At 58.5% G+C, this 26,355-nt stretch carries 27 protein-coding genes; 11 read left to right on the top strand and 16 right to left on the bottom strand.

What is annotated here, in order from left to right; translation table 11 throughout:
• Positions 1-229: 229 nt before the first annotated feature.
• Positions 230-571, top strand: coding sequence for a zinc-ribbon domain containing protein (locus tag IPK79_11055; GenBank protein ID MBK8190975.1), 342 nt, complete (start codon positions 230-232; stop codon positions 569-571).
• Between the two features lie 208 nt (positions 572-779).
• Here the strand turns inward: IPK79_11055 and IPK79_11050 are convergent, their stop codons facing one another.
• Positions 780-1,247, bottom strand: a complete 468-nt coding sequence (locus tag IPK79_11050; GenBank protein MBK8190974.1) for a tetratricopeptide repeat protein — start codon at positions 1,245-1,247, stop codon at positions 780-782.
• Positions 1,248-1,650: 403 nt separating this feature from the next.
• Here IPK79_11050 and gap point away from each other — a divergent pair, with 403 nt between their 5' ends.
• From gap to dut, 3 genes are all read left to right on the top strand, one after another.
• A complete protein-coding gene (gap, locus tag IPK79_11045; GenBank protein ID MBK8190973.1) occupies positions 1,651-2,697 on the top strand; it encodes a type I glyceraldehyde-3-phosphate dehydrogenase in 1,047 nt (348 codons plus the stop codon).
• A 94-nt stretch (positions 2,698-2,791) separates the two neighbouring features.
• Positions 2,792-3,592 (top strand): triose-phosphate isomerase, encoded by an 801-nt coding sequence (locus IPK79_11040; protein MBK8190972.1) that lies wholly within the window; start codon positions 2,792-2,794, stop codon positions 3,590-3,592.
• A gap of 56 nt (positions 3,593-3,648) precedes the next feature.
• Positions 3,649-4,152, top strand: coding sequence for a dUTP diphosphatase (gene dut, locus IPK79_11035; protein ID MBK8190971.1), 504 nt, complete (start codon positions 3,649-3,651; stop codon positions 4,150-4,152).
• Here the strand turns inward: dut and IPK79_11030 are convergent.
• The 6 genes from IPK79_11030 to tgt all read right to left on the bottom strand — a co-directional run bounded on the left by IPK79_11030 (position 4,149) and on the right by tgt (position 9,754).
• The gene (locus tag IPK79_11030; GenBank protein ID MBK8190970.1) at positions 4,149-5,042 is read right to left on the bottom strand and encodes a TIGR03915 family putative DNA repair protein; all 894 of its coding nucleotides are present in this window, start codon (positions 5,040-5,042) and stop codon (positions 4,149-4,151) included. The two genes, dut and IPK79_11030, sit on opposite strands and share 4 nt — an antisense overlap.
• Positions 5,043-5,047: 5 nt before the next feature.
• On the bottom strand, positions 5,048-6,292 hold the full coding sequence (locus tag IPK79_11025) for a putative DNA modification/repair radical SAM protein (GenBank protein ID MBK8190969.1): 1,245 nt from the start codon (positions 6,290-6,292) through the stop codon (positions 5,048-5,050).
• A 191-nt stretch (positions 6,293-6,483) separates the two neighbouring features.
• Positions 6,484-6,915, bottom strand: a complete 432-nt coding sequence (locus tag IPK79_11020; protein MBK8190968.1) for a DUF1934 domain-containing protein — start codon at positions 6,913-6,915, stop codon at positions 6,484-6,486.
• Between the two features lie 94 nt (positions 6,916-7,009).
• A complete protein-coding gene (locus IPK79_11015) occupies positions 7,010-7,531 on the bottom strand; it encodes a 23S rRNA (pseudouridine(1915)-N(3))-methyltransferase RlmH (GenBank protein MBK8190967.1) in 522 nt (173 codons plus the stop codon).
• A gap of 54 nt (positions 7,532-7,585) precedes the next feature.
• The gene (locus tag IPK79_11010) at positions 7,586-8,503 is read right to left on the bottom strand and encodes an NAD(+)/NADH kinase (protein MBK8190966.1); all 918 of its coding nucleotides are present in this window, start codon (positions 8,501-8,503) and stop codon (positions 7,586-7,588) included.
• 108 nt (positions 8,504-8,611) lie between these two features.
• On the bottom strand, positions 8,612-9,754 hold the full coding sequence (gene tgt / locus IPK79_11005) for a tRNA guanosine(34) transglycosylase Tgt (protein ID MBK8190965.1): 1,143 nt from the start codon (positions 9,752-9,754) through the stop codon (positions 8,612-8,614).
• A gap of 576 nt (positions 9,755-10,330) precedes the next feature.
• On the opposite strand from tgt, the gene IPK79_11000 reads away from it, so the two are divergent.
• The gene (locus IPK79_11000; GenBank protein ID MBK8190964.1) at positions 10,331-12,199 is read left to right on the top strand and encodes a carbohydrate porin; all 1,869 of its coding nucleotides are present in this window, start codon (positions 10,331-10,333) and stop codon (positions 12,197-12,199) included.
• Between the two features lie 116 nt (positions 12,200-12,315).
• On the opposite strand, the gene IPK79_10995 is transcribed toward IPK79_11000, so the two are convergent.
• The gene (locus tag IPK79_10995) at positions 12,316-12,786 is read right to left on the bottom strand and encodes a hypothetical protein (GenBank protein MBK8190963.1); all 471 of its coding nucleotides are present in this window, start codon (positions 12,784-12,786) and stop codon (positions 12,316-12,318) included.
• A 164-nt stretch (positions 12,787-12,950) separates the two neighbouring features.
• Positions 12,951-13,895: a M23 family metallopeptidase gene (locus tag IPK79_10990; protein ID MBK8190962.1), complete on the bottom strand. Its 945-nt coding sequence runs from the start codon at positions 13,893-13,895 to the stop codon at positions 12,951-12,953.
• Positions 13,896-14,018: 123 nt separating this feature from the next.
• Here IPK79_10990 and obgE point away from each other — a divergent pair, with 123 nt between their 5' ends.
• Complete coding sequence (gene obgE, locus IPK79_10985) at positions 14,019-15,383, top strand: GTPase ObgE (GenBank protein MBK8190961.1); 1,365 nt, start codon at positions 14,019-14,021, stop codon at positions 15,381-15,383.
• A 98-nt stretch (positions 15,384-15,481) separates the two neighbouring features.
• Entirely contained in the window at positions 15,482-15,739 is a 258-nt protein-coding gene (locus tag IPK79_10980; GenBank protein MBK8190960.1) for a hypothetical protein, read from the top strand.
• A 122-nt stretch (positions 15,740-15,861) separates the two neighbouring features.
• On the opposite strand, the gene rpmA is transcribed toward IPK79_10980, so the two are convergent.
• The 5 genes from rpmA to IPK79_10955 form a co-directional block, all read right to left on the bottom strand.
• Positions 15,862-16,119, bottom strand: coding sequence for a 50S ribosomal protein L27 (rpmA, locus tag IPK79_10975; protein MBK8190959.1), 258 nt, complete (start codon positions 16,117-16,119; stop codon positions 15,862-15,864).
• Positions 16,120-16,122: 3 nt separating this feature from the next.
• Positions 16,123-16,542 carry a 50S ribosomal protein L21 gene (gene rplU, locus IPK79_10970; protein ID MBK8190958.1) on the bottom strand — a complete coding sequence of 140 codons (420 nt, stop codon included), beginning with the start codon at positions 16,540-16,542 and terminating at the stop codon, positions 16,123-16,125.
• A 67-nt stretch (positions 16,543-16,609) separates the two neighbouring features.
• Positions 16,610-17,761, bottom strand: a complete 1,152-nt coding sequence (locus IPK79_10965) for a 30S ribosomal protein S1 (protein MBK8190957.1) — start codon at positions 17,759-17,761, stop codon at positions 16,610-16,612.
• Between the two features lie 184 nt (positions 17,762-17,945).
• Complete coding sequence (gene ispH, locus IPK79_10960) at positions 17,946-18,854, bottom strand: 4-hydroxy-3-methylbut-2-enyl diphosphate reductase (protein ID MBK8190956.1); 909 nt, start codon at positions 18,852-18,854, stop codon at positions 17,946-17,948.
• Positions 18,855-18,888: 34 nt separating this feature from the next.
• Positions 18,889-19,239, bottom strand: a complete 351-nt coding sequence (locus tag IPK79_10955) for a hypothetical protein (GenBank protein ID MBK8190955.1) — start codon at positions 19,237-19,239, stop codon at positions 18,889-18,891.
• Positions 19,240-19,433: 194 nt separating this feature from the next.
• On the opposite strand from IPK79_10955, the gene ric reads away from it, so the two are divergent.
• Both ric and IPK79_10945 read left to right on the top strand, forming a co-directional pair.
• Positions 19,434-20,159 carry an iron-sulfur cluster repair di-iron protein gene (ric, locus tag IPK79_10950; GenBank protein ID MBK8190954.1) on the top strand — a complete coding sequence of 242 codons (726 nt, stop codon included), beginning with the start codon at positions 19,434-19,436 and terminating at the stop codon, positions 20,157-20,159.
• Positions 20,160-20,384: 225 nt separating this feature from the next.
• The gene (locus IPK79_10945) at positions 20,385-20,999 is read left to right on the top strand and encodes a hypothetical protein (GenBank protein MBK8190953.1); all 615 of its coding nucleotides are present in this window, start codon (positions 20,385-20,387) and stop codon (positions 20,997-20,999) included.
• Positions 21,000-21,011: 12 nt separating this feature from the next.
• Here the strand turns inward: IPK79_10945 and IPK79_10940 are convergent, their stop codons facing one another.
• Positions 21,012-22,025 (bottom strand): 2-hydroxyacid dehydrogenase, encoded by a 1,014-nt coding sequence (locus tag IPK79_10940; GenBank protein ID MBK8190952.1) that lies wholly within the window; start codon positions 22,023-22,025, stop codon positions 21,012-21,014.
• Between the two features lie 831 nt (positions 22,026-22,856).
• Between IPK79_10940 and pilM the strand changes: the two genes are divergently transcribed.
• On the top strand, positions 22,857-24,437 hold the full coding sequence (pilM, locus tag IPK79_10935; protein ID MBK8190951.1) for a pilus assembly protein PilM: 1,581 nt from the start codon (positions 22,857-22,859) through the stop codon (positions 24,435-24,437).
• A 9-nt stretch (positions 24,438-24,446) separates the two neighbouring features.
• Positions 24,447-25,136: a hypothetical protein gene (locus IPK79_10930; GenBank protein MBK8190950.1), complete on the top strand. Its 690-nt coding sequence runs from the start codon at positions 24,447-24,449 to the stop codon at positions 25,134-25,136.
• Here IPK79_10930 and IPK79_10925 read toward each other — a convergent pair.
• Positions 25,090-26,112, bottom strand: coding sequence for a hypothetical protein (locus tag IPK79_10925; GenBank protein ID MBK8190949.1), 1,023 nt, complete (start codon positions 26,110-26,112; stop codon positions 25,090-25,092). The genes IPK79_10930 and IPK79_10925 overlap by 47 nt on opposite strands.
• Between the last annotated feature and the right edge of the window lie 243 nt (positions 26,113-26,355).

The following is a 26,355-nucleotide window of genomic DNA, read 5'->3' as shown; positions in this document are numbered from 1 at the left end:
TTCTTCAATGGCCCTAAAACAGCGCCAGTTCACCCGCGCGGCGAGCGCCTCTCGCCTTCAATCCCCCAAAAGGGGGGTTGTAATCCCGTTGCAAAGCGATGATACTATTCAGCACGCTGGTTTCAAGGTCGGGTTTAGTGTTTCACCGAAATACGGACCTCATCTCAGAATCGTGCACCAATCGTTCCCTTTCTTACTACAGTTAAAAACAATGAGGTCCTAATCTCCCATGCCTACATCCGAAATCGTATGCGCCGCCTGTGGAACTAGCTTCCCCTTCACGGAAGAAGAGCAGGAATTTTATCAAAGCAAGGGCTTTCAACCGCCCCGCAAGTGCAAGCCTTGCCGTGACGCCGCAAAAGCCAGCCGAGGCGGCGGCGGTGGTTATGGCGGCGGCGGCGGACGCGGCGGTTATGGTGGCGGCGGCGGCGGTGGCTATGGTCGCCCGCAACGCCAGATGTACGACGCCGTGTGTTCCGCTTGCGGCGTGAACACGCAGGTGCCCTTCCAGCCGAACGGTTCCAAGCCCGTCTATTGCCGCGAGTGCTACCAAAGCTCGTCCTCTTATTAGAGCGCGCTGATAGATGGCCAAGAACAACCAGAAAAAAGAAAAAGCGGCCCGTAACCGCGAGCATGCCCGCAAATTCCGCAAGAAGAGCGCGCAGAGCAAGCGACCCAGTAGCCGCTAGGATCCCCGCCAGGATCCCCTGGATCCGAAAACGCCGTGAGACCCAAATCTCACGGCGTTTTTGTCTTGGGAAGTATGCTTGAGACCGGGCTTAAATCAACCCGAGGCGACGAAACTTGATACGGATTTCCGGCGACGGCGGCAACTCTCCGCCGGACAACTCCAGATAGCGGCGGTACGAGGCCTTGGCCGCATCCAGATTTCCCTGCGCTTCGAGCGTTTCGCCTAAATTGTAGTGCGCCGGGGCGTATTGCGGATACAACTGAATGAGCTGCTCCAACACCCCTTTGGCTTCGGGGAGTCGTCCATCGGACTTCAGCGCCATTGCCAGACCCAGATAGACCGTCGGATCGGTCTTATTCTCATTGAGCGCCGCGCGATAATGACGCGCCGCCGACGAATACTTCCCCTGGCTGAAATCGGCAGCCGCCTGATTCAGCAGGCTCGACGCCTGTTTCTCTGCGCCCAGAGCGCTTGTCGATATCAGGGCAAGGCCGAGCAACGCGCCTGTAAGCGCAAGGCGTTTAGCGCAGCGGGAGGGAGTCGCAATGGCGGACATGAGCGGGTCTCCTTGGAATTTCGTTTTTTGATTTTCTGAAAACAGATGGCGTTATTTTAGCGTGAAACGCGGTCGAGCCCAACGCGAAAGCGAGGGCCGAAGCCGCGCCCCTAATGGAAAATTGGCGTTTGAATCCCATGCGCTTTGTGCTATAGTCGCCGCTGACGCCGCTGCGACGTCGACAGGCTCGCAAGCTGTTGGCACTACGGATTTGAGCGCCGGACGCGGATTTTGCCCCTTTCTCTATTAATTCTCTGAATCCCCTGCAATACAAGCCGTTGGCGCCTGGTTCTTTGCTGAGGGCTTGTGGTGACGGCCTTCCTGGCGAAATTCTTCTCAATTCCGCGACACTCTGTCCCCCTGACGTCTGAAACACCCGAAATCATTCTAAAAAGGAGACCCCATGAGCAACCCGCAGAACAACAAAAAAGTCGGCATCAACGGATTTGGCCGCATTGGCCGCCTGACGCTGCGCGCCGCCGTCGAAAACCAGTCGGTCGGCTGGGAAAATAACGTGGTCGCTATTAACGACCTGACGACCCCTCAAGAACTCGCCCATTTGTTTAAATACGACTCCACCATGGGCATCTTCAAGGGCGAGGTCGATCATACCGACGACGCGATTATTATTAACGGGCACGCCATCAAGGTTTGCGCTGAGCGCGATCCCGGCAACCTGCCCTGGAAAGCCCTTGGCGTGGATCTCGTCATCGAATCCACCGGTCTGTTTACCGACGCCGACAAGGCGCGCAAGCACATCGAAGCGGGCGCCCAGAAGGTCATCATCTCCGCCCCGGCCAAAGGTGAAGACATCACGATGGTGATCGGCATCAACACGTCGATGTACGACCCCTCCAAGCACCACATCATCAGCAACGCGAGCTGCACGACCAACTGTCTGGCGCCGGTCGCCAAGGTGCTGCAAGAGCAATTCGGCATCGTCAGCGGCCTGATGAACACTATCCACAGCTACACCGGCGATCAGCGCCTGCTGGACGCTCCCCACAAAGACCTGCGTCGCGCCCGCGCCGCTGCGTTGAATATTGTCCCGACTTCGACGGGCGCCGCCAAAGCGATTTCGCTGGTGTTGCCGCAGCTCAAAGGCAAGCTCGACGGGTTCGCCGTCCGCGTGCCCACGCCGGTGGTGAGCATGGTTGACTTAACCTGCCTGCTGGAAAAACCCGCCTCTGTCGACGCCATCAACCAGGCCATGAAAATGGCCGCTGACGGCGACCTGAAAAACGTGCTGCAATACAGCGACGAGCCGCTGGTCAGCACCGACTTCATCGGCAATGCGCACAGCAGCATTTTCGACCCGGATCTCACCAAAATGATTGGCGATCGCATGGTCAAAGTGCTGAGCTGGTACGATAACGAATGGGGCTACAGCAACCGTCTGGCCGAACTGACCCAGTTCGTCGCCGACCGGCTGCCGGTTAACGCCCAGTAGTCGCTTTTTGCAACGGGAGGTCGATTCGGTTTCGGCCTCCCGCTTGCTTTTTGGGATGATTATAGATGCGATCCAGACTTGAGAGGAGCTGACCATGACTTCCGCCGCCCGCCGTTACCTGATTGCCGGCAACTGGAAAATGTACAAGACGCTGGATGAAGCCCGCGACTTTACGCGCCAGCTTTATAATCAGGCCAAGGCCGCCGATTCGGCGCTGGCCGATATCGTCTTATGTCCGCCTGCGACGGCGTTGGAGCGTGTCGCCCATACCGTGCGCGAACTGCAAGCGCCGTTTGCCGTGGGCGCGCAGACCATGGAAAGCCGCGAACAGGGCGCCTATACCGGCGAGATTTCGCCCGGCATGGCCGTCGACTGTGGCGCTACTTACGTGATTATCGGTCACAGCGAACGCCGCGAGTATTACAATGAGACCGATGCCACGGTTAACGCGAAAATCAAGGCCGCGCTGGCCCATGACTTAACGCCCATCATCTGCGTCGGCGAAAGTCTGGCGCAACGCGAAGACGGCGTGACGGATGACTGGGTCGCCCAACAGGTGAACGCCGCTATCGAGGGGCTGGATGCGGCGGTTTTCCCGAAGCTGACCTTCGCCTATGAGCCGATTTGGGCCATTGGCACGGGTAAAACCTGCGAGGCCGCCGAAGCCAATCGCGTGTGCGCCCTCATTCGCCGGACGCTGGCGCAACGCGGCGCCGCACAACTGACGCGCATCCTGTACGGCGGCAGCGTCAAGCCGGACAACAGCCGCGAGCTGCTGTCGCAGAGCGACATCGATGGCGCGCTGGTCGGCGGCGCCAGCCTCGACCCCGAAGGCTTTACGCGCATTATCAACGACGCGCTGGCGCTGGTGGCCCAGCCCGCCCCCGTTTCGTAAGAGTCGTAAGACAGGAGACGCGAGTCATGAATCCCCCTTTCCCACAAGCGTTCGCGATGAGCGCTGTTGCTGACCCGGCCCAGATCGAGCGGGCGCAAGACGTTCAAAACGTCGCCATTGCCCGTCTACCGCACGCCCCTGCGGATTTACCCGCGTATGCGACGCGCGGCTCTGCCGGCATGGACGTCCGCGCCGCTCTGGACGCCCCGATGACTCTGGGGCCGCTGGAGCGCGCCTTGCTGCCGACGGGTTTCACGATGATGATCCCTGAGGGGTACGAGTGTCAGGTGCGCCCGCGCAGCGGTCTGTCGATTAAGCGCGGCGTGACGCTGGTCAATTGCGTCGGCACCATTGACAGCGATTATCGCGATGAAGTGAAAATCGCCGTTATTAACCTCTCCAATGAGGCCGTGACGATTGAACCCGGCGAACGCGTGGCGCAACTGGTTCTGGCGCCGGTGACGCGCGCGATTTGGGTCGAAGTGTCGCCGGAAGTTGTCGAGGTCAGCAAAGCGTCTCTGGATCGCGCCGGCGGTTTCGGCTCAACAGGCGTTCGTTAAGGCGCATCGCTCTTTGCCGCCCTCAGCCCTGACGGCCTTATGCTCTGAGGGTCGGCCCGTTCAGGCGGCGTTTCGCTTTCGCGCTGGGGCGCCGTGTTTCGAGCGGGTCTGAGCGGATTCACGCTGCTTTGCGTCGGGTTGGCCCGGCGAATCAGCTCGGGGATGAGCGCGGCTTCGGGCAGATTTTTCCAGTATTTTTGGGGCATTTGGCCGCTCATGGCTTTTACCTTGAGTCGCGCCGGGTTGAAGATGCTGGCGTAGTACTGCAACCAGTATCTTTCCACCTCGTCGAAGGCCGGGTATCGGCTGGGATCCGGGTTATCTTCCAGCGTCAGCGCCTCGCCGTCCCAATGCGCCGCGCGATAGGGCGTCATCAGACTCCAGCGCATGTTGCGAAAACGCGTCGTAAAAAACGGCAGCGCCAGTTCAAGCGTGTAATGCTCGGGCTGGTACCAGCAGACGTAACATGGCTCGCCGTGCGGGTTCTTCACTTCGCGAAAACGTACAAAGGCCTTGATTTTATAGGCATCGCGCCGCACGGCCTTCACCAGACGCGCCAGCGTCATCACGTCGTCATCGGTGGCGCGCGCCAACAGACGGCGATCTTCGTGATGAAGACGCCATAAAAGGCGATACAGCAAGGCATAGCGCTGATCATCCTGATGGCGGCTGGCCAGTTCGCAGAGTTCCAGAAACGTGCGGGAAACCCGAAAACTGCTGATAGCCTTTTCCCGCGTTTCGGCGCAGGGTGTCGATCCCAGCGCCAGCGCCCCTTGCGCGCCACATTCCCAAAGCGTCTGCTCGGGCGGAATCTCCCGTTGCAGCAAGTCGCGCGCCAGATCGCGCCATTCGGTGAAGCCCGGTTTTTCGCGAATCGACAGCGTCTGCATGGCGCTCACGACGCATTTTCAAATAGATTCAACTGTCGCGCGGGCTGAATAATCGTTTCCAGCGCGTCTTTCTCCAGCAGGCGCACCGGCGGCGAGTAGTCCAGCACGCTGACAAACGGCCTGATTTTTTGCGTGGGAAGTCGCAGCTTAATCAGATCCGTCCACCGCAAAGCATGATAGCGCCGAATTGAGAGGATTTTCTGAACCGATCGCGCGCCCAGGCCCGGCACGCGCAGTAAAAGGGATTTGTCCGCCCGATTCAGATCGACAGGAAACATCTGGCGATTGCGCAGGGCCCATGCCAGCTTGGGATCGAGGTTCAGGTCCAGCATGTCGCCATCGGCGCCCATCAGAATATCGTCCAGCTGAAATTCATAAAACCGCAGGAGCCAATCGGCCTGATACAGCCGGTGTTCGCGCAGCAGCGGCGCAGGTTTGGCGGGCAGCGCCGACCCCCCGCCGGGAATCGGGCTGAACGCTGAGTAATACACCCGCCGCAGCTTGAAACGACTGTACAAGTCCACGCTGGCGCTGAGGATGCCTTTATCGCTGGTGGCGTCCGCACCGATGATCATCTGGGTGCTTTGGCCGCCGCGAATATAGCGCGCAGGCTTTTTCGCGGCGCGCGCCTCGGAAATCCTGTCGTCCAGTCGCGTCATCGTGCCGGTAATGACGTTCAGGTTTTTTTGCGGCGCGTACAGGGCGAGCGATTGCGAGGTGGGTAGTTCCACATTGATGCTGAGCCGATCCGCGTACCATCCGGCTTCCTCTTGCAGGGCGGGCGAAGCGTTCGGGATGGTTTTAAGATGAATATAGCCCTTGAAATGATGATCCTGGCGCAGCGATTTGGCGATGCGGACAATGGCTTCCATGGTGTAATCCGGCGTCTGAATAATGCCGGAACTCAGGAAGAGCCCTTCAATATAGTTGCGACGATAGAAATTCATCGTCAAATCAATGATTTCCTGCTCAGAAAAGCGCGCGCGCGCCACGTTGCTGGAAGCCCGGTTAATGCAGTAATGGCAATCGTAGATGCAGTAATTGGTCATCAGGATCTTAAGCAGCGAAACGCAGCGCCCGTCTGGCGTAAAGCTATGGCAAATGCCGGTTCCGCCCGTGAGCGAGCCCAGCCCTTTGCCCTCGCCTTTGCCCGCCGAGCGTTTGCCCGCTCCGCCGGAAGAGCAGGACGCATCGTATTTGGCCGCATCGGCCAGAATCGCCAGCTTTTTCGCCAGATCGTCGCTGTTCATGATTCGCCTCTGAATCTTGCCAGCGCACGGGCGCGCGCCGTTGCCTTCCAGATTCAGTATAATCCGAATCGAAAATATTTTCTATAGTTTTTGAAGCGTGGCGACGAAAAATCTTCAAGCCCCTGAGCGAGTCGCTTTCGCAGGACTTCCCGCAATCGCCTCTGGCCTGAATGTCTTGGCGCTGTTGCCGCCTAACGGATGAAAAACTCTAAATTATAGTAGCCCAGATGCGTTTCACCGGACCATAACTCGTAAAGCGCTTCAATAATGCCGCCGTCTGCGGTCAGGGCGTAGTCCAGCTTTTTGGTGAAATTCCGGCAAACCAGCGAGCCGCCGCCGTAAAAGAATTGACTGGCGTACCATTCATCGGCGCAAAAGGTCTGACGACTGTGTACGTCGCCGATTTTCACGATGGAGAGGTTGCCGTGGGCGACCTTGACGGTCGTCGTGATTTTCTTGCTCGACAGAAACGTGTCAAAGGCCAGAATAAACGTGTCGTCATCGACCTGATACAACGAACCCTGGGCTTCTTCCTCAATTTCAACGGGGTCATAGCCGTTCATCGACTGCGTAAAGCAGATATCGACCATCACCGTCTTTTTGAGCTTCTTCAGTTCACTCACGACGTCCCTAACTCCCGTTGCCATAGTGGACACAGCTATCGCCGCCCGCGTCGCGCAAGCGTTTCCAGCCCCTAAAAATCGGATTGACTCTAACTCACTTGTGATATGGTTCGTTGCGCAGAATTCGGAACGCGCGATAAAGCTGTTCCGCCACCACCAGCCGCGCCAGCGGATGGGGAAAGGTCAGGGGAGACAGGGAAACCGTCCAGTCCGCCGCAGTGAGGACGGACGAAGAAAGCCCCAGCGCCCCGCCGATCACCATTATCATAGGGCCCGATCCCCGAGGGCGGGTACCTCCGTTTGAAGGATCCGCATGCCGGGCGGCGCGTTCGCCCCATTCGCTCAGGCGGCGCGCGAAGGCGATCGAATCCAGCGATTCGCCGCGCTCGCTCAGGGCCACGCGAACCGCCGCCTTCTCCCACTGGGCCAGAATCCGCTCGCCCTCGCGCGACAATACCCGCTCTGCTGGCATGGCGGCAGTGATCGCTTCGTCTGGAATCTCTACCAGCGAGACGTTTGCATAGGGGCGAAGTCGCTTTAAATACTCGTTGACGCCGGTTTCCAGATACTGGAAATCCCGTTTCAGCTTGCCGACCGCCAGAATGACAATCTCCACCCCTTAGGCGTCCTGTTTTAATGAAAAAATCCGGGTCATGTCGCGCGGCCCGCCCTATCCTTCCGAATCGCCGGGACGCCAGCGGGGGTTGCGGGCCCAGTGGAGCTTGGTTTTCAGAAGCCAGTAGAAGTCTTCTTCCTTGGGGCCAAAGACGACAAAGCGCATCGGTTCGGGCGCTTTTTCGACGGTCAGCGACTCGCCGGGTCCGATCGCGCCGCTTTCCATTCCGTCGAGCGCAAGTAGCATACGGGCGTTGTCTGAGGCCGCCTCAATGCGGATGCGCGTGTCCGACGGCACAATAAGCGGCTTGTTGGACAGGCTGTGCGGGCAGATCGGCGTAATGGCAAGGACGGCGGCCTGGGGCGAAATCACGGGTCCTCCGGCGGAGACCGTGTAAGCCGTTGAGCCTGTAGGCGTTGCAATAATCACGCCGTCGGCGTCGTAAGCCGCGACAGGCGTTTCGTTGATAAAGAGACGAAACGAGGCCATTTGGCTCGGATTCGCATTTTTTACCATGGCGTCATTCAGCGCCAGGGCGGCGACATGCGGGCGCGCAGGCGCGGGAATCTCGCAATCGTCGCCCGTGGGCGTATTGACGCGCAGCATCAACCGCTCTTCAAGCGCGTATTGGCCGCTGATGAGCCGTTCGAGGTAATCCGGCGCGCGTTCGGGATCAATGCGGGCCAGAAAGCCCAGATTGCCCAGATTAATCCCCACAATCGGCACGCGCTTCTCGCAAAAGACGCGCGTGGCGCGTAACACGGTGCCATCGCCGCCAATAACAATGGCTAAATCGGGATGCGCAGAATCAGGCGTGAGCGCAGGTCGTTCATAGCCGTTGACTGTTGCGACGCAGACGCGTACCCCGTGACGTTCCAGAACCGTTTGCGCTGTCTTCAGCGCCGCGCATTGAGGATCCGTGGCGACGTTATGAACGATCGTCACCGTACGCAAAGGCGATGGCGGATTCACGCGATGGGGGCTCCCCTGAGCTGTGGCCGTAAGCCTTCATCTTAGCGTAGTTGAAGGCAGAGGCAATCAAAACAGAGCATCTGGGCGCATATCGTCTGGGCAATGCCCCTATTCACATGACGGGTCGCGTAACCCCGTCATGTGGCGCTCGAAGAAGGCGTCGAACGTCCCGGCCAGAATCGCGGCGCGGGCGTCCTGGGCCAGCCGCACGAGAAAGGCGATGTTGTGAATCGAAATCAGCGTAAAGGCCGTCCACTCGCCCAGGCGAATCAAATGCTGCACGTACGCCCGACTATGATGGCGACATGTGTAGCAATCGCAGCCGGCTTCCAGCGGTCCAGGATCTTCGGCAAATTCGGCGTTTTTAAGAATACGGCGGCCTTGCGCGCTGAAAAATGACCCATGTCGCGCAATCCGGGTGGGCATCACGCAATCAAACATGTCAATGCCGCGCGCGATGGCGCATAGCAAGTCTTGAGGCGTGCCGACGCCCATCAGATAGCGGGCCTTGTCGCGCGGCAGCAGGGGCGCCGTGTGCGCCACAATGCGATTGACGTCTTCACGCGATTCTCCCACGCTTACCCCGCCGATGGCGACGCCACAGCCCGCAAACTGTGACGCAAAGACGGCGCTTTCGGCCCGTAATTCCTCAAACAGCCCGCCCTGAACAATCGGAAACAGCGCCTGTTCCGCAGGCCGGGCGTGATGGGTGACGCAGGCCGCCAGCCAGCGATGCGTCTTGTCGAGCGAGGCTGCCACATACTCCCGCGAGGCGTTGGCGGGCGGACATTCGTCAAATGCCATGATAATATCCGCGCCCAACGCGTTTTGAATCGCCATCGACTCGCGGGGACCGAGAAAATGCGTATCCCCATTGCGCGGATCCTGAAACCGGACGCCATCGTCGGTAACTTCACGGATTTTCGCCAGGCTGAACGCTTGAAATCCGCCAGAATCGGTCAGAATAGGCGCTTGCCAGTTCATCCAGCCGTGCAGGCCGCCTGCGCGGGCGATGGCCTCATGTCCGGGCCTGAGATACAGGTGAAACGCATTCGCCAGAACGATTTCTGCGCCGGTGTCTCGAAGTTGCGGCCATGTGAGCGCTTTCACGGCTCCATGGGTGCCCACCGGCATAAAGGCAGGGGTGTGAATCACGCCGTGAGGCGTCCTCAACGCGGCGGCGCGCGCCTCTCCCCAAGGCGTGGCGACGGCGGCCTGTAACTGAAACTCAAACGAGGGCGGCTGATCCATGATGTCTTCAGGATACGATCTTTATTCAAAAATCGGGAATCAACACCCGCATCCCCTGCATGGCGACGAATCCGCCTGAGGCGCGGCCTCCCTTCCTCATACTGGAGGATTTCACCGATGAGAAAAGTCTTGAGGGCTAATGTTGCAAAATTTATACTATAAATATTTATTTTAAATATATTTAATGCGCTTTTTTTATGTCTATTTTTTCATTTTTATTTATTATTTTTGATTAAATTTGAATTATTTCTCGATAAAGATTATGCAAAGATTCCTGAAAACGCCATCGGATTGTTCATATAATGGGGGCAATCTCGCATCCGTGTGGTGCTTTATGGCGATCGCGCGGCAACAGTCGACGATCGGTTTGAAGGCGGGCCTGGCCAGGAGACGACCAGACCGGAAGCCACTGGGCAGTAACACTCAAAAGGAATCGCGCCAACCCGGCTTTCTCAAAGGCCGGAGAAAGCCACCGGCGAAGGGGCGGTTCTGCCGACAAGCGATAGACCGTCATACGGAGAGAGACCTGTAAAGCCTATATATAGGATTTAGGAGTTAATCTAGGAGTTGAGTTCCATGACATTAAAAAGAATGACGCCTGCGCTGCTTGCAGCCAGCGTGTTCCTGTCTGGCGCTGCCGGGCTGTTCATTGGCTCGATGACGCCGGCGAACGCCATTACCAGCGTCGACGAACTGTCGGACGTCAACCGCAATCACTGGGCGTTTGAAGCTCTCCGTGATCTGGTTGAGAAATACGACGTCATTGAGGGTTATCCGGATGGCACCTTCCGGGGCAACCGCTTCCCGACCCGTTGGGAAATGGCCGCCGCGCTCAATGCGTTGGTGAAAACGGTTGGTCGCGATCTCGCCCGCCTCGGCGCCGAGAAAGCCGATAAAAAAGACCTGCAAACCCTCGCCCGTCTTCAGGAAGAGTTCCGCAATGAGCTGAACGCCCTGAACGGCCGCGTGAAGTCCCTGGAAGATCGCGCCTCTGCCATCGAAGCGAAAAACGATGAGCAGGACAGCCGCCTGACCTTGCTGGAAAAAACCCAGATTCATGGGGATTTCAGCGTCGGCGTCCTGAGCGATATCAGCCGTCAGAACGTTCGCGCCGTCGGCTCCAGACAGTCCGGCGTGCTGGATGGTCTGTCGGCCGTGGGTCGCCTGCGCCTGGCGCTGGATGTCCCGGTTAAAGACGAGAACGAAGAATCCAAAATCGGTCGCGGTGACTTGTACACCCGTCTGGTGGCGGCCTTTGGCCGTAACGCCACGCAAGATGGCATCCCGTCGTACTCCGGTTATTCGCGCATCTCTGCTGATGCCGATAAACTGAACAACGATGGTCTGTTCACCTCCAGCGATCAGTCGGATTTCACCGGCGTGAATTCGCGCAGCAACCTGTACCTGGAATCTGCTTACTACAAGCAGAACTTCAAGTCGGGCATCCCGGTGCTGACCAGCTGGATGGGACTTCTGCCGGAAGGCGAAGGCTGGGAAACGACTGGCGACCTGTACGTCGGCGTCGTGCCGTGGCGCTTCCTCTTTGACAAGAGCCCGTACCGCGGCAACGAACTGACCCAGTTCCAAAACACCTCGCTGGTGAACACGCCTGGTATCGCTGTCAACGTCAATCAGCCGATGATTGCCTATCAAATGCACCAGGGTCTTGGCAAAAGCGCCAACCTGGATTTGACGGCCGCCTTCGGTTCCATCGACGTGGGCGACGTGATGGACGGGATGAACGTGTCTTATGAAGCGCGTTTAAACTACATCACCAGCTTCCTCGGCGACGATTGGGCCAAACCGGGCAGCATCTACGGCGGTGGCTACCACATCTGGCGTCAGGGCAACAGCCTTGCCTCGCTGGATCTGAGCCCTGTCAACCGGACCGCAGCCTTGGGCGGCAGCCCTGTCACCCGCACGGTGTTTGAGCGTGATACCTCCAACGCCTTCTACGTCGGGATGAACCAGGAATGGTGGGGCGGCATCGGCACGTTCGTCAACTACACGCTGGCGAATTCGGCCGACGGCAACTTCCTGTTCAATAGCCAGAACCAGTTGCTGGGCGCCAACACCGCGTTCCTGCGCGACAGCATCGGCGTCGGCGTTCGCCAGGCCCTCAGTGTGGGCTTGAGCGTTCCGATGTCCGCCGTTGCCCCAGGCTGGCGTGATGAAGACGTTCTTGGCGTCGGTTACGCCATGGTCGACTTCCACGAGCAAGGCCTGAGCGCGACCGGTCGCTCCAACAGAGCGCCCGCGGCGACGGTTCGCGATGGTCGCGGTCTCGATACCTCCATGGAAAAAGTGCTTGAGGTGTACTACAAAATGCAGGCCACCGATAACATCTCCGTGGTGCCGAGCGCGCAATTCCTGTTCAACCGTTTAGGTCTGGGCGGCAATGGCTTCACCACCGTTGTCGGCGTCCGTACGAACTTCCTGTTCTAACGAACGCATTCAAGACCTGACGACGAACTCAAAAACACCAGGCCCCCTTTTGTCTCGGCAGAAGGGGGCTCTGGTTTTGAGTGAAAGGCTCCGCTTATCAAGCGAGCCCTATCCCCCTAAAAAAATCCGTTGAAATGGTTGTTGCGTACGCTGGGTTCGCCCATCCACAGGGGCATCGACAGGTTCAAATCCTGCATCTGTTCGCTCAAGTCCAGTTTGTTGTCATGGTTGACGTCTAACTCGTTAAATCGCTGCTGACGCTCCTCAAGCGAGATTTTGCCGTCAAAATTCTTGTCGTTATTCCACATGACCAGCGCGGCTGTCACGGGCGAGCCCCAGGCCTTGGTCAGGCCGGCGAAATCAATGGCGTCATTCTTGCCGAAATTTGTGACGCCTTCTTTGGCGGCGCGCGTCCATTCGTCTCGGGTAAACTCGGTGGGGGTGTCAAACGGCACTTGCGACCTGGCCCCAGGGGTTTCGCCGCCCGGGCAATACAGGCGATACGTGGATCGCTCGCCCCCGCCGGGATCGGAGCGCTGCACGATAAATCCGTTTGCGGCAAACGTTCTGACGTTACTGACGTCCATACTCTTCTCTCCTGGTTTCTCTCTCTCTCTCCTGATGAGGTTAATTCTCTAGGCTTTTTCTCTCCTGACGCTTTTCTCGTACTCAAAAAGAGGATTATTCTACTCATTAAAATAAAAACAAATTATAAGCGTAAATTGCCTGCCTCTCGGGGAGGCAGATGCCGTTAGCAGGCGGGAGAAAACGCCCACTGACGCGGGTTAACGGGCAGCCCATTCACAAACAGTCCCCAATGCAGATGCGGCCCGGTCGCAAACCCGGTTGCGCCGACCCGTCCCACGGTGTCGCCCGCGTTGACGCGCTGACCCGGCGTGACCAGTATTTTCGACAGGTGAATATAAATCGAACTGACCCCTTGCCCGTGATCAATCCCGACAGTGCCGCCGTGTAATCGGTAAAAGCGGGCAATTTTAACGACGCCGCCCGTCGTTGCGCGCACGGGACGTCCTTGGGGGGCGCGTAAATCAAGCCCCTTGTGGTATTCGCCCGTAAATGCGCCGTTATGATAGCGCAGATTACCGTAGGGGGAATTCATACAATCGGGCGTCGGCGCAAGAAACGGCAATTGCCAGTACCGCGCGGGGCCGGTCGCCGTTTTCAGCGCGCCGACGGCTTCCAGTTCTCCGGGCTCGGGCTGGAGACCGCCCATTTTGGCCGTGGTCACGATATTCTGGCGGGAATAGCGCCCGTCGGCGACGGTGATGGCGTCTTCATAAATCGTCTCGCCGCGCGGATTCTGGATTTTAATCGCATAACGCCCCGGCTTCTGATTCACGCGCACCGGGGCGAGCCCTTGCAGCGAGCCGTCTGCCTGGGCAAATAGCGGCGTTTTGACGCCAGCCAGCCAGGCGCTCGCCGCAGTCAGGTCGGCGCGCGGATGCAGAATCGTGATCAGCAGGCTTTCGCCCTGTTTGACGCTGGGCGCAGACAGGGTGACGCGCTCGTCTGCAGGGGCCTGTTGTCGACTCTCTGCAAGCGGATTTTTCTGTGGAAGGGGCGCCTGCGCCAGCGACACGGCCACGGCGCCAAGGGTGGCCAGCGCGGCGCACGCCAGTAGCAGGCGGCCTTTGGTAAAACAGGTGCGGGCTCGGGAAGGGTCGGCAAAAATCACGTCGGCAAAGCCTCTCTCGTACTGCGCTCGTCTCCGTATTATAGTATGGCCATAGGGGGCGGAGGGCGTGCGGTTGAAGACGCTTTCCCGCCGGTTTTTGGCCCCTGCTCTGGGAGACGTTTCATGCAGTTCGTCGACAAAGTGACGATTCAGATTTTATCCGGCGCCGGGGGAGATGGCATGGTGGCGTGGCGTCGCGAGAAATACGAGCCGTTTGGCGGCCCGGCGGGCGGCGATGGCGGCAAGGGGGGCGATGTCTGGCTGGAGGCCAGCGAATCGCTCAATACGCTGCTGGAATTTCGTTATGAGTCGCTTTTTCACGCTGAGGACGGGCATAAGGGCAGACCCAAAAACATGCATGGTCGCGGCGGCGAGGATCTCATCCTCAAAGTCCCCTGTGGGACGATTGTGCGTGATCATGAGAGCGGCTTTGCGGTGGCGGATCTGACCGAGCCGGGCCAGCGGGCGCTGGTGGCGGCGGGGGGGCGCGGCGGGCGTGGCAATTCGCGCTTTACATCCTCGCGGCGTCAGGCCCCGCAGTTCTGCGAGCCCGGCGAGCCCGGTATTCCGCGCACGCTGGATCTTGAACTGAAATTAATCGCCGAAGTCGGCCTCATTGGCCTGCCCAATGCCGGAAAATCAACATTGATCAGCGTCATCAGCGCGGCGCGGCCTAAAATCGCGGATTACCCCTTTACCACCCTCACGCCGAATCTCGGCGTTGTGCGTAAACCTAACGGCGATGGGGTTCTGGTCGCCGATATCCCCGGTCTGATTGAAGGAGCCAGCGAAGGCGCGGGTCTGGGGCATGAGTTTCTGCGTCACGTCGAGCGTACGCGCGTCTTGCTGCATCTGGTGGACATGAGCGCCGACATGCTGGACGATGCGGCTGACTCGGACGCCCCTCTTCAGAATTATCGTTTGATTCGCACGGAATTGGCTCGTTACAGCGAGCGTTTGGCGTCAAAACCGCAACTGGTTGCCCTGACCAAGGCCGACGTCGTTTCGCCCGAGCAGGCCGATGCGCTGGCCGCGCGCTTTGCCCAGGAATTGGGCGGCGCGCCGCTTTTCGTGATTTCCGCTGCGACGCGTCAGGGACTGGAGCCCCTCATGGAGGCGCTCTTTGAGGCGCTCGCCGCTGCGCCGGATGAAACGGCTGTGGTGGAGCTGATGGTCGACGTCAAGGCGACCAATCACGATGACAGCGCCTTTGAGGTGCATCGCAAGGGCAAGGCCTTCCACGTCAGCGGCGGCAAAGTCGAGCGCCTGATGGGCGTTATGGACCCGCGCAACCGCGCTGCCGTGATGCGCACCATGAACATCCTGCGCGCCATGGGCGTCATGCGGGCGCTGGAGCGCGAAGGCATCCGCGCCGGCCAGGCCGTGCATATCGCCGGCCACACCTTCGAGTATCTGCCCGATGACGACGGCATCGCCCAAGGCGCGGCGACGCCCAACGAGCCCGAGCCCGAGAGTGGAGAGCCATAGTCCCAAGTCATCGCCGTTGGAAGCGTAATTCCGGCGGGGGTAGCGATTTTATTCACAAAACACCACTCTCTCCCCCAGATAATAAAAGGATTTACCTCATGACGTCTATTCGCTTTTCGGGAAACGTCGCTGGTTATTCGGGTTCTCTCGTCGGATTGTCCGTTCGCCCGGACACAGACAGCGAAACTCACTATGCCAAGAAAATGCTGGATATCAGTCGGCCTTTAGAAGTGCTGGAAGATTATCCACAGGCGCCAGGAGTTAATCTCATCAGAGGCGTGATTCTCAGGGATGCGAAGGGGAAGATTACCCCCAGGCCGGTTACGGCCAATGGGCTGGATCTGGTAACGGCCTAAGGGCCTAAGCCGTGTCTCGCTGAGGCTCACTCAAGACCCCATACAAGTCACACATCCAACAAAAAAGCCCTCTCTGCTTTGAGAGGGCTTTTTTAAAGAAGAAATTGGAGGGGGGGAGGCGTTTACGCCACGCCGTGGACGACGCTGACGCGGGTCAAACCGCGGGCCTTGCTGAAGGCGATGACCCCATCGGTCAGGGCGAACAGCGTATAATCGCGGCCCACGCCAACATTGACGCCCGGATGATACTTGGTGCCGCGCTGGCGAATGATAATCGCCCCGGCTCGCACCTGTTGACCGCCAAAGAGCTTGACGCCCAGACGTTTGGATTCGCTGTCGCGTCCGTTGCGAGTGGAACCGACGCCCTTTTTATGTGCCATGACTTACGATTCCTCTGAAGTCGCCGGAGCCTGCTCAGACTCCGATTCGGGAGCGGCCGCTTTTTTAGAAGCCGCCTTGGCCTTGGGTTTCGCCGAAGAAGACGTTTCGCCCGGCAGCGTCAGATCGTCGATCTGCAAACGCGTGTATTCCTGACGATGGCCATTTTTCAGGCGATAGCCTTTTTTGCAGCGCATTTTGTAGACCAGCACCTTCGGCCCGCGAAAATGCGTCAGCACTTTACCGACCGCGTGGGCCCCGGACACAAAGGGCGCGCCAACCAGACTCTGATCGCCATTGACGACCATCAACACGTTGTCGATCGCCACGATCTCATCCGGCGCTTGGGAAAGACGGTCCACTACAATGTAGCGACCTTTTTCCACCTGGTACTGTTTTCCGTTCAATTCAACGATTGCGTACATGATCAGTTCCGTTCAAGTCAGTTCGGGTATTGTACCCAAAGCGGAAAAACGTTGTCAAACCGACGCTTTAAACGGCGACCAGCTCGCGATCGCGGTTTTGGGCGGCGTCCTCGGATGCTTCTTCCGGCGGGGGCGCGGCGTCATAGCGATATTCCAGCGTCAGACGGCGGTCCGGCGCGTTGATCGAGATGATCCGAAACCCGCAGGTCTCTTGCAGACGGAAGAACTTCGAGCCGGCGCCGCTGAAAGCGCAATACGCTTCGATGCCGGGCATCAGTTCGACCAGAACGCCAGAGCCCAGCGTCTTGGTGATGCGGCCTTCCAGTTCCTGATTGACGTGGAAGTGATCGTCCACCGTGCGCCACGGATCGGCTTCCAGCCGCTTGCGCGTCAGGCTGATGCGTTGCAGGACCAGATCCACGGTCAACACCATGACGTCGAGACGCTGACCCAATTCCAGCGCTTCTGACGGGTGATTGATACGTCGCCACGAGATCTCAGACAGCGGCAGCAAGCCGTCGATGCCGTTGATGTCGACAAAAACGCCGAAATCTGTGACTTTGACGATTTCTCCCGACACGAGGTCGCCTTCGTGCAGGCGGCTCAGGGTTTCGGCGCGCATGGCCGCCTTGGCTTCAAACACGGCGGCGCGATTGCTCAGAATGAGCTTGTTCTTGGCCTTGTCGACTTCCAGAATCTTGGCGGGAAGGCTTTCGCCTACCAGCTCGTTGAGCGTTTTGGCCACGCGAATCTGACTGGCCGGAATAAAGCCTTTCAGATCAAAGACATTCACCAGAATGCCGCCTTTGGTCGACCCGGCGACGATTACGTCCACCGTGGCGTTGGCCTCTTTCAGCTCCTTGAGTTGATCCCAGTTCTTGAAAGCCGCCACCCGACGCAACGAAAGCTGATAATAAGTCGCGTCGTTGTCATGTTCGCCGACGATGTAAAACTCATGGATTTGACCAGGCGCAAAGGTCGCGCGCAGATCGTCCGCCGTCCGGCAACCGTGGATTTCCTTAATGGAGACGAACCCTTCTGACTTGCCGCCGATATCGATCAGCAGACCGTCTTTTTCAACGCGCAGGATCTCGCCGACAGCGATGGCGCCGGGCTTCAGCGCGCTCTGAAAACTTCTTTCCAGGAGCGATTCAAAATCCTGCCGCAGCGATGCGTCGCGCTGGCTGAGGGAATAATCTCGTTCAGTCGTCGATACCACGATAGGGAGGGTCTCCTTCTATTGGGAACAGGGCCGCGGGATTCAAACAAGTTCAAGAGGGCTGGGCGCAATCGCCGCCGATTTTCAGGCGCAGAAATCCGACAGGCGAGACCCGTCCTGTTTCCAAACCTGCGTACGCGATGCGATCCGTGAACGATTAAAACCCATGGCGGCGTTTATTGTGCTACAAAGCCTGAATGTATTCAATGACTTCCTGCACCAGCCATTCCGGCGTAGAGGCCCCTGCGGTCACGCCCACGGTTTGCGCGCGGGCCAGCGCGTCGCTTCCCGCCAGCTCTTCATATACCTCAATGTGAATGGTCTCAGCCCCTTGCGCGCGACAGATTTCCGCCAGATGCGTGGTGTTGGAGCTGTTTTTACCGCCGACCACGACCATCAGATCCACTTGCGCGGCCAGATCCAGCGCGGCGCTTTGCCGGTAAAACGTGGCCGGGCAAATGGTATTAAATACTTTTAACTCTTTGGCGATTTTCGCCAGCTCGCGAATCATGTCAAAAAAGGCGTCTTCCATCTGGGTGGTTTGCGACACCACGCCGATGCGCCGACATGGCAGCCCTGCCAGTTTTTCGGCGATATCTTCCGCGCGATGAGCCGATACAATGCGCGCGCCGGGAATTTCCTGCGCATGCGCGGTGATGCCAATGACTTCCGGGTGGTCCGCCTTACCCACGACGACGACGGTATAGCCTTCCCGGGCCAGTTCAATGGCCTTGTTCTGGACCAGCCGCACGTCAGGGCAGGTGGCGTCAGCCATGTCGATACCGCGCGCCTGCGCATCCGCCGCCAGTTGCGGCGGCGCGCCATGGGTGCGAACAACGCACAGACTGCCGGGCGGCGCTTCATCCAGCGACGTAATGGTTTGAATGCCTTCCTCAGAAAGCTTTTCAATCACCTGGCTGTTATGAATCAACTGCCCCAGCACGTACACCGGACGTTTGGCGTCTTTCGCGCAGGCGATGGTCTTGTCGACCGCCTTCTTAACCCCATGGCAAAAGCCGTAATGCTCGGCCAGCAGCACCGTCTTGGGGCGCCTGGTCTCTTGCGACGTTGTAAAAGGGGCGGAACTTCTCATCTCGCCCTTATTAAACGGGAGCGCGGCGTTAAAATCAAGTATCCGTAACCGGCGGCGGCGGACTCAGCCATACGGCGCCGAAATTCGGGTTGTACGCCAGAAAAGCCGTCGGCGTGAAATACTGCTGATAATACTGAAACGCTCGCCGAAAGGCCTCGCCGGTATGGGCGTTGGCGTTCATATTGCCCGCTTGCGCCGCAAGCGCTTGAAAAGACAGCGCGCTGAAAGCGTCGACGCCGCTGGGCGAAGCCGCATCCGGCTGAGCGACGGCCTGACCGGTTCTGAAGTCAAAATTCTGTCCGTTCGCCTTTGCCGTTTCATACGCCTGAACATACCGGAACTGATCAGAAATTCCCTTGAGAATAGACGATGGCACGCTGGACATAACGCGGCGTCTCCTGCGGCAAAGCGATATAAAGGCCTATCGGCGCAACGCGCGCGGCCTTTAATTGAAATCATACGTAGATTCCCGCGCCTGTCAGCAGGCGGCGCGCGTTTTGACATAAGTCAACGTCATTTGCCGCGACAGGCGGTACGCTGGCGGAAGATTCGCGTCACCCAAAAAAGGAGCTTCCCGCCATGACCGTTTTATCGTCTGACATGACCCTCGGCGCGCTGGCTGCGCATCGCCCGGAACTGACCGCCTTCTTCGACGCCCAGGGACTCGATTACTGCTGCGGCGGCGCGCAGCCCCTGTCGCAGGCCTGCGCGCAAAAAGGCCTGGATGCCCAAGCCATCTGGGCGCAGATTCGCGAATGGCCTGCGGCGCCCTTGCTTTCGGCAGACACGCCTGCTCTGGGCGCCTCGCTGTCGCTGTGGGCAGATCACATTGTCGAGACGCATCACGCGTACCTCAACCGGACGTTGCCGCAACTCAGCGCCTTGCTGGACAAAACGCGGCGCGCCCATGGCGAGCGTCATGGCGAGCTGATCGACCTGCAGCGGACGTTTGAAGCCCTGCGCGCGGATCTTGAGGCCCATCTGGCTAAAGAAGAAACCGTGCTGTTTCCGTATTGCAAGGCGCTGGATACGGCGCAGACGCTGCCCGCCTTTCATTGCGGTTCGATTGAGAATCCCATTCGGGTCATGCGCGAAGAGCACGATCTCGCGGGCGATTTTCTGCGCCAGATGCGCGCGCTCAGCGACGACTACACGCCGCCCGCCGACGCCTGCGCCACGTATCGCGCCGCCTTTGCGCTGCTGGCCGAACTAGAGCGCGACTTGCATACGCATATTCACAAAGAGAACAACATTCTCTTCCCCCGCGCCGCCGAGCGCGCCCAATCGCTGGCAAGCGGGGCCTGAGAGGCCTCGCCGTTTACAGGTTAAAAGGCCTCTGACGCTGCGCAGAGGCCTTTTTGTGAAGTGATCGCCACCCCCCTGACGCCTGCTCGCCGCGCGGTCCGGTGATTTAGAATTCTTCACAAACTAGCATTATGCGCCTATCACAGAAGTTACATATGTAATAAATTCTCTGCCATTTCGGTCCGTATCCAGATGCGCATATGCGCCTAAAAGGGAGTCTCTCAAATGCGTTTGAATTTTCATCATAATGGGGTTCTAACACCTGGGAATTTAAAGCCCGGAAGGGTGTTTAAAACGGATGATGGGCTTCAATTTGTGGTCCGAGGCAAAGCGACAGTTGAGGGGGTTAAATCCTTTGAAGGCTTGAGTCCGACGCTAAGAGTCGTCGTGCCAGCTCAAATGGCCATCCCGAAGGGGACGCAAAATAGTAAAAGAGTTTATAGCACGCTGGGTCGGCCTGACACCTTCGTATTCGACTTTACTCAAGAACAGGGCCGGTGGGTATCTGACGGATTTACTCGCATACGCCAGGCTGAAATAGAATTACGGACGACGCCTCAAAATGCAGCCACAGCTCGTCATGCTGAGCCTCCCGTTAAAGAGGCCTATTTAATCGATAGCCACGGGCACACGTATGATCCCCGAACGGGCCATTATATTGGCGTAAACACCGGCATTGATCCTCACGAACTTCTACGCAAGGCGCGCGCGAATTGGGGCAAAGCGCCTGACGTTATCAAAGTCGGTCAGGACCCCGGCTTCGTTGAGGGAGCGACTACGCAAAATGACGGAATCAATCCATGGGGAAAATTAAGACTCGTTAGGCGTAAACCCGTCTAACCCGATGCTTTGTCACGCGCCCCGTCGCTGGGGCGCGTGGACCTGATTGGCGCAGGGGCCGCCGGACTCGAATTCGCGGATGTTGGCCAGCGTGGTTTCGGCGATGTTGCGCACGGCGTTTTCCGTAAAAAACGCCTGGTGACCCGTGATCAGCACATTGGGAAACGTCAGCAGACGCGTAAACTGGTCATCCTGAATCACCTGGGTGGAGAGATCCTCGAAAAACAGGTCGCCCTCTTCTTCGTAGACATCCAGACCCATCGCGCCGATCTGCCCAGACTTCAGCCCTTCGATGGCCGCGCGCGTATCTACCAGCGCCCCGCGACTGGTGTTGATCAGCATCGCGCCGGGCTTCATCTGCTGAATCGACGCCTCGTTAATGACATGATGCGTCTCCGGGCTCAGCGGACAGTGCAGCGAGACGATATCGGCCTGCGACAGGAGCTCCGGCAGTGAGGCGTAAGCGATGCCCAGATCCTGACAGGCTTTGGAAGGGTATGGGTCATAGGCGACGACTTCGCAGCCGAAGCCGTTTTTCAGGATTTTCGCCACCAGCACGCCGATTTTGCCCGTGCCGACGACCCCGGCGGTGCAGCCGTGCAGGTCGAAGCCCATGAGGCCTTCGAGCGAAAAATTGCCTTCGCGCACGCGGTTATAGGCGCGGTAAATGCGGCGATTCAGGCCCAGAATAAGCGCAATGGCGTGCTCGGCGACCGCATGCGGCGAATAGGCGGGCACGCGCACAATGGTCAGGTTGTATTCTTGCGCAGCCGCCAGATCCACGTTGTTATACCCGGCGCAGCGTAGCGCCACCAGCTTGACGCCTGCTTCTGCCAGCGCCTGAAGCGTGGGGCGCGAAAGATCATCGTGAACGAATGCGCAAACCGCGTCATAACCGCTCGCCAGCCGCACGGTCGATTCATCCAGATGCGGCTCAAAAAACTTGAACGTATAGCCAAAGGCCTCGTTGGCCTCAGATAGAAACCGTTTGTCGTACGCCTTGGCGCTAAAGACAGCCACTCGCATCACATTTTTTCCTTCTCTGCTCTTTGCTTCCCGGCTTGGACGGGATGTTCGGCATTCTATCGCGCGCGCCGGGCAAAAGCTTGCGTCTTCTGCGCAGAGGGCGGGCGGCCCGGCGCGCCGTCAGTCTTCATCGTAATTCTGAAGAAATAATTAAAACTCGACTTTATATTTCGTTACAATCTAACATCAGAGTTCTTAAGATTGTTTTTATATTAATACAAGGGACGCTTTGATGCTCCCGCCAGATTTCTCTTCTCTATCCTATATTCTCTACATGACACTACTCAGACACTCCTCCGACTTCATGACGGAGGTTTTTTTTTGGCGCGCTGTTTGCCCGGTTATCAGGGATTCCTTTTGGGGGGCTCTCTTTTTCACGTCTCCTCCGAATAGCGCAATCATGCGCGGATTCGCGCGAAAAATCCCCAAGTTTTTGCATCCTATGCTATAGTGTGGTTGATTCATTGGATAGCGAGAGCCTTTCCTGAGCCTGCCCGCCCGATGCCAACCCGCAGACGACGGTCGCAGGGCTTAAGCGTAATGCCTGAAGGCGTTCAGGTTGCGCGCTGTCGGCGTTTTATCCGTGGATGGGCCTCGGCTCATCTTGTTGGGCGCAACAGGCAGGAGCAGGCAGTCGCGATTCCTTTCGGGTCAAGGATTCCGGGCCCGTCAGGCGGCAAGAATCGCCGGCATTCAACGTCAACGAGGCTCAGGTTCAAGAGATTTCAAGCTGAAGAAGGCATCAGGTTAAGAGAGATACAGACTGACAGAAGTATCAGGGCTAAAAATAAATATCAGGCTAAAAGAAGCATCAGGATAGAGTAAGCGGCTATGGCGCAGAAAAAACGCAACGGGTCCAACGTCGGGGTCTCCATCACCCCGCAATCAATCGAAGTGGCGGTCTATCACCCCAAAACGTTCGTCATCGCGCAATCCGCGACGATTGCCACGCCCCCCGGCGTCCTCTCCGAGAATGGCGACCACGTCGAAGACCCCGTCCACCTCGGCGGCCTGATGCGCGAAGCCCTCTCCGGCCTTCGTCCCGCCGTCAAAACCGTCAACCTGTCAATGCCCGCCACCCTGCTGCGCGTGGTCGACATGCCCAAAATGGGCGCGCAAGAACTCTATTTGTCGCTTTCGAGCGAAGCCGAGCGCTATAAGTCCTTCGACGACACCGAAGCAATTGTCGACTTCCACGTGTTGCCCGCGCTGGCGACCACGTCGCCCAACATGCAGCGCGTCATCTTTGGCGCCGTGCGCAAGGATACCTTTCTGGCCCTGCGCCGCGCCTGTCAGGTGGCCCGCGTGCGTCCGGGCGCCGTCGATATCGAACCCCTCAACACCTTGCGGGCGATGGCCGGTACCGGCGTCCTCGACAGCCTGACCCAGCAGATTGGCGAAGACGCTTACTGGGGCACGATTTTTGTAGAAAGCGATCGCGTGCGCTTTTCGCTCTGGCAGGGCAGCGCGCTCATGGATCTGCGCGAACTGAGCATGGACACGCGCGAATTCTCCGTCGTGGAAGCCAATTCGCCCCTGATTTTCGATCTGCTTGATGAAATCCGCCGCACGGCCGCCAACACGTTTCCCGCCATCTGGCTGACCGACAATCTGCCGGCGCCCATTGCTCAGGGCCTTTCCCAGCAGCTCGGCGTGCCGGTGCGTCCGTGCGTGGTCGGCCCCTCGCTGAGACTGGAAGACCCCTTGCGCCCGGCTGTCGTCGGCGCGGCGATGCATTCGCAGGTGAGCTTTCCGTTTGACTTCAATTTTATCAGCGGCTTGAAGGCCTCCTCGGCGCAAGGCAAAAAAGACCTTCCCGCTGCTCATGAACAAGAAGACGACGGCCCTGGTCCCGTCCTGACAATTGCAGCCGGCGTTCTGACCACGGTGCTGATGCTGCTCCTCTGGGGCGGTCTGTCCGCCTTCAATGGGCTGATGCTCGGCGGACAAATCCATGATCTGGAGGCCAAGCAAACGGCCCTGTCCTCTCAAAGCGCTCAGCTCCAGTCGGAAATCGAGGCGCTTAAAGCCAAAAGCGGCATCCGCGCCAAAGTGGTGGAGATTGTCGAGGCGGCTAAAATCCGCAACGCCGTCTACGTCAATCTGGCCTCGGACTTAAAGAACCGCATCCCCACCAAGATCTGGGTGTATAACGTCAAGGCGGGCGACGACCTGCTGATTGAAGGCAAGGGCATGAGCTATCAATCGGTGTTGCGCTTTGCCCAGCAATTTGATCATCTGGCGTACGCCAAAGACGTCTTGATCCAGAGCATCCGCGAGGAGCTGGACGAGGGTCAGAAAGTCTTCAAGTTCAAGATTGGCGGTCGTACGGAAATCGCCAAGGAGCTATTGCCTCCCGCCGCCGCCCCCGGCAGCGTCCAGATCTCCATATCGCGCAAATCGGGAGGTTAATCAGCGCTCATGGTTTCGAGTCGGGAAAAATATCTGATCGGCGGCATGCTGATTGTCGGCGGCCTGGTCGGCATTGGCGGCTATCTCGTATGGCCTGCCGTGACCTCTGTGACCGAAAATATCCAGAAAAAAGCCCAACTGGAGTCGGACGTCAAAACGCTGACCTCGCAAGTACAAATTAACCAGCAAATGGCCGCAGACCTGCGTCAGGTAAAAGCCCTGCCCGAAGGCGTGACCCTGCGCGCTTACCGTCCCGAAGCGCTTCAGCAGAACATCAAATCCATGCTCGATCAGGTCATGCGTCTGGCTTCTAATCGCGGCAACGATCTCATCGCTCTTGAGCCGTGGGATGCGCCGCTGGTCGAGCCCCCGCCGCCGCCGGATCCGAAGGCTCCCAAGCCCGCCACGCCGACGCCCGCCGCTGCTGCGGCAGCTAAAACCGGTGAAGCTGCGGTTTCTCCCGCCGCCTCGCAATTAACGACCTTTGGCTATGCGCTGACTCTGCGCGGCAGTTATGACAGTATTCTCGGCTTTGTTTCGTCGCTGAACAATCATGGCGAGCTGGTCGAAATGCGCGATATCACGCTGGAAAACGAATCCGGCGAAAACCGCTCGAAAACCGACGCGCCTGTGGCGGATCCGCTCAAACCCATTAAAATGACGGCCCGTCTGGCCCTGTATCTTCAGCCGGAACCCTAGGCCGGGTCTCTTGTCGCAACGAGCGCGCCGGGCGTGGCGCGCGTGAACTTGCCGCCTGCGCAAGCGCGCGTTGACGCGTGACGCTGTCGCGGGTCTCTTGCAGAGCGGGATCGCGATAGGGCAGGCCTGATCGGCTCGCCAGAATCGTTTCTTCTTCACCTGTCAGCGTCCTGATACCCGTCTGACTGGGGAATTCGCCCAAGGGGGCGACGCTGGCGACCGTTCCGCCGCTTTTGCGTCCAAGCCCGGCGCTGCGGTAAACATGAAACCCTGCCGCCCGCAATCCGCCCCCGACAGCCGCTGCCGTGCTATAGGTCAGCACGCGTCCGTTACGGGCTTTCAAACGCTCAAAATACTGCGCGAACACGTCTTGCGTCCATAACTCCGGCGCGCGATTGGGCGAATACGCGTCGTGACAGACAAAATCCACCGCCAGCCTCGCCAAAACCGGATGACAGGCGAGGCTTTGACGTAAATCCTCTATTAACAGATCGAGGGTGAGATCCAGAGGGGCCCCGCTGTCTGTTATAAGTGTCGTCGATATGCTTACGGCCTCTTCCTGGGAATTATTCAACGTCTGATAATATATATTATGTTCCAAGGACGTTGAAATCGATTTTAGGGGTTCCAGCATAGGGGCGCTCAGAATTTGGGGGATGTATGTCAACATCTCTGGGTTTTGCTCGACCCCTATCACCCGGATCGAGACCGGGCGTTTGGCCAGACGCTGACATTCCAGCAGTAGCGCCCACGTGTTGTAACCCAAGCCAAAGCAGGCGTCGAGGATCACCAGCGGCCTGGGCGCAGAGGCGCTCGCGGCGAGCCATCCGGGTAGATCGGCGGGTCGGGCGTAGTGGGTGAGCGCTTCGGTCAACGCCCCGGCCAGATTATGCGTCGCCTCGCCAGCCGCCTCGTCATAACAGGCAAGCGATCCGTCTTCGGTCGGAATGAGTCGAAGTGCGGGCGGCGCCGTCATGGGCAAGCGTTCCCCTGACGTTCTGCCGCGAGCGGCCTCTGGGTCGCGCGCGCGCTTTTGACGGATTTCCGGGAGCGCTGTTTCATCGTGACCTCTCTCTTGAAGAAACCTGTATTGCGGGGGTGGGCGTCAGCGGCTTGCGTCTTCATCTTATCGAAAACGCGCTGCGATCCGGGAAGAAGCGCTTCTCTTCAGGATTCTCAGCGCGTTTATGCGCGGCAGGCAAACGGCCCGCATGCCTGT

The organism is Vampirovibrionales bacterium (assembly GCA_016712355.1).
Classification (GTDB): Bacteria; Cyanobacteriota; Vampirovibrionia; order Vampirovibrionales; family Vampirovibrionaceae; genus JADJRF01.
This window is presented reverse-complemented; position numbering and strand designations above follow the sequence as displayed.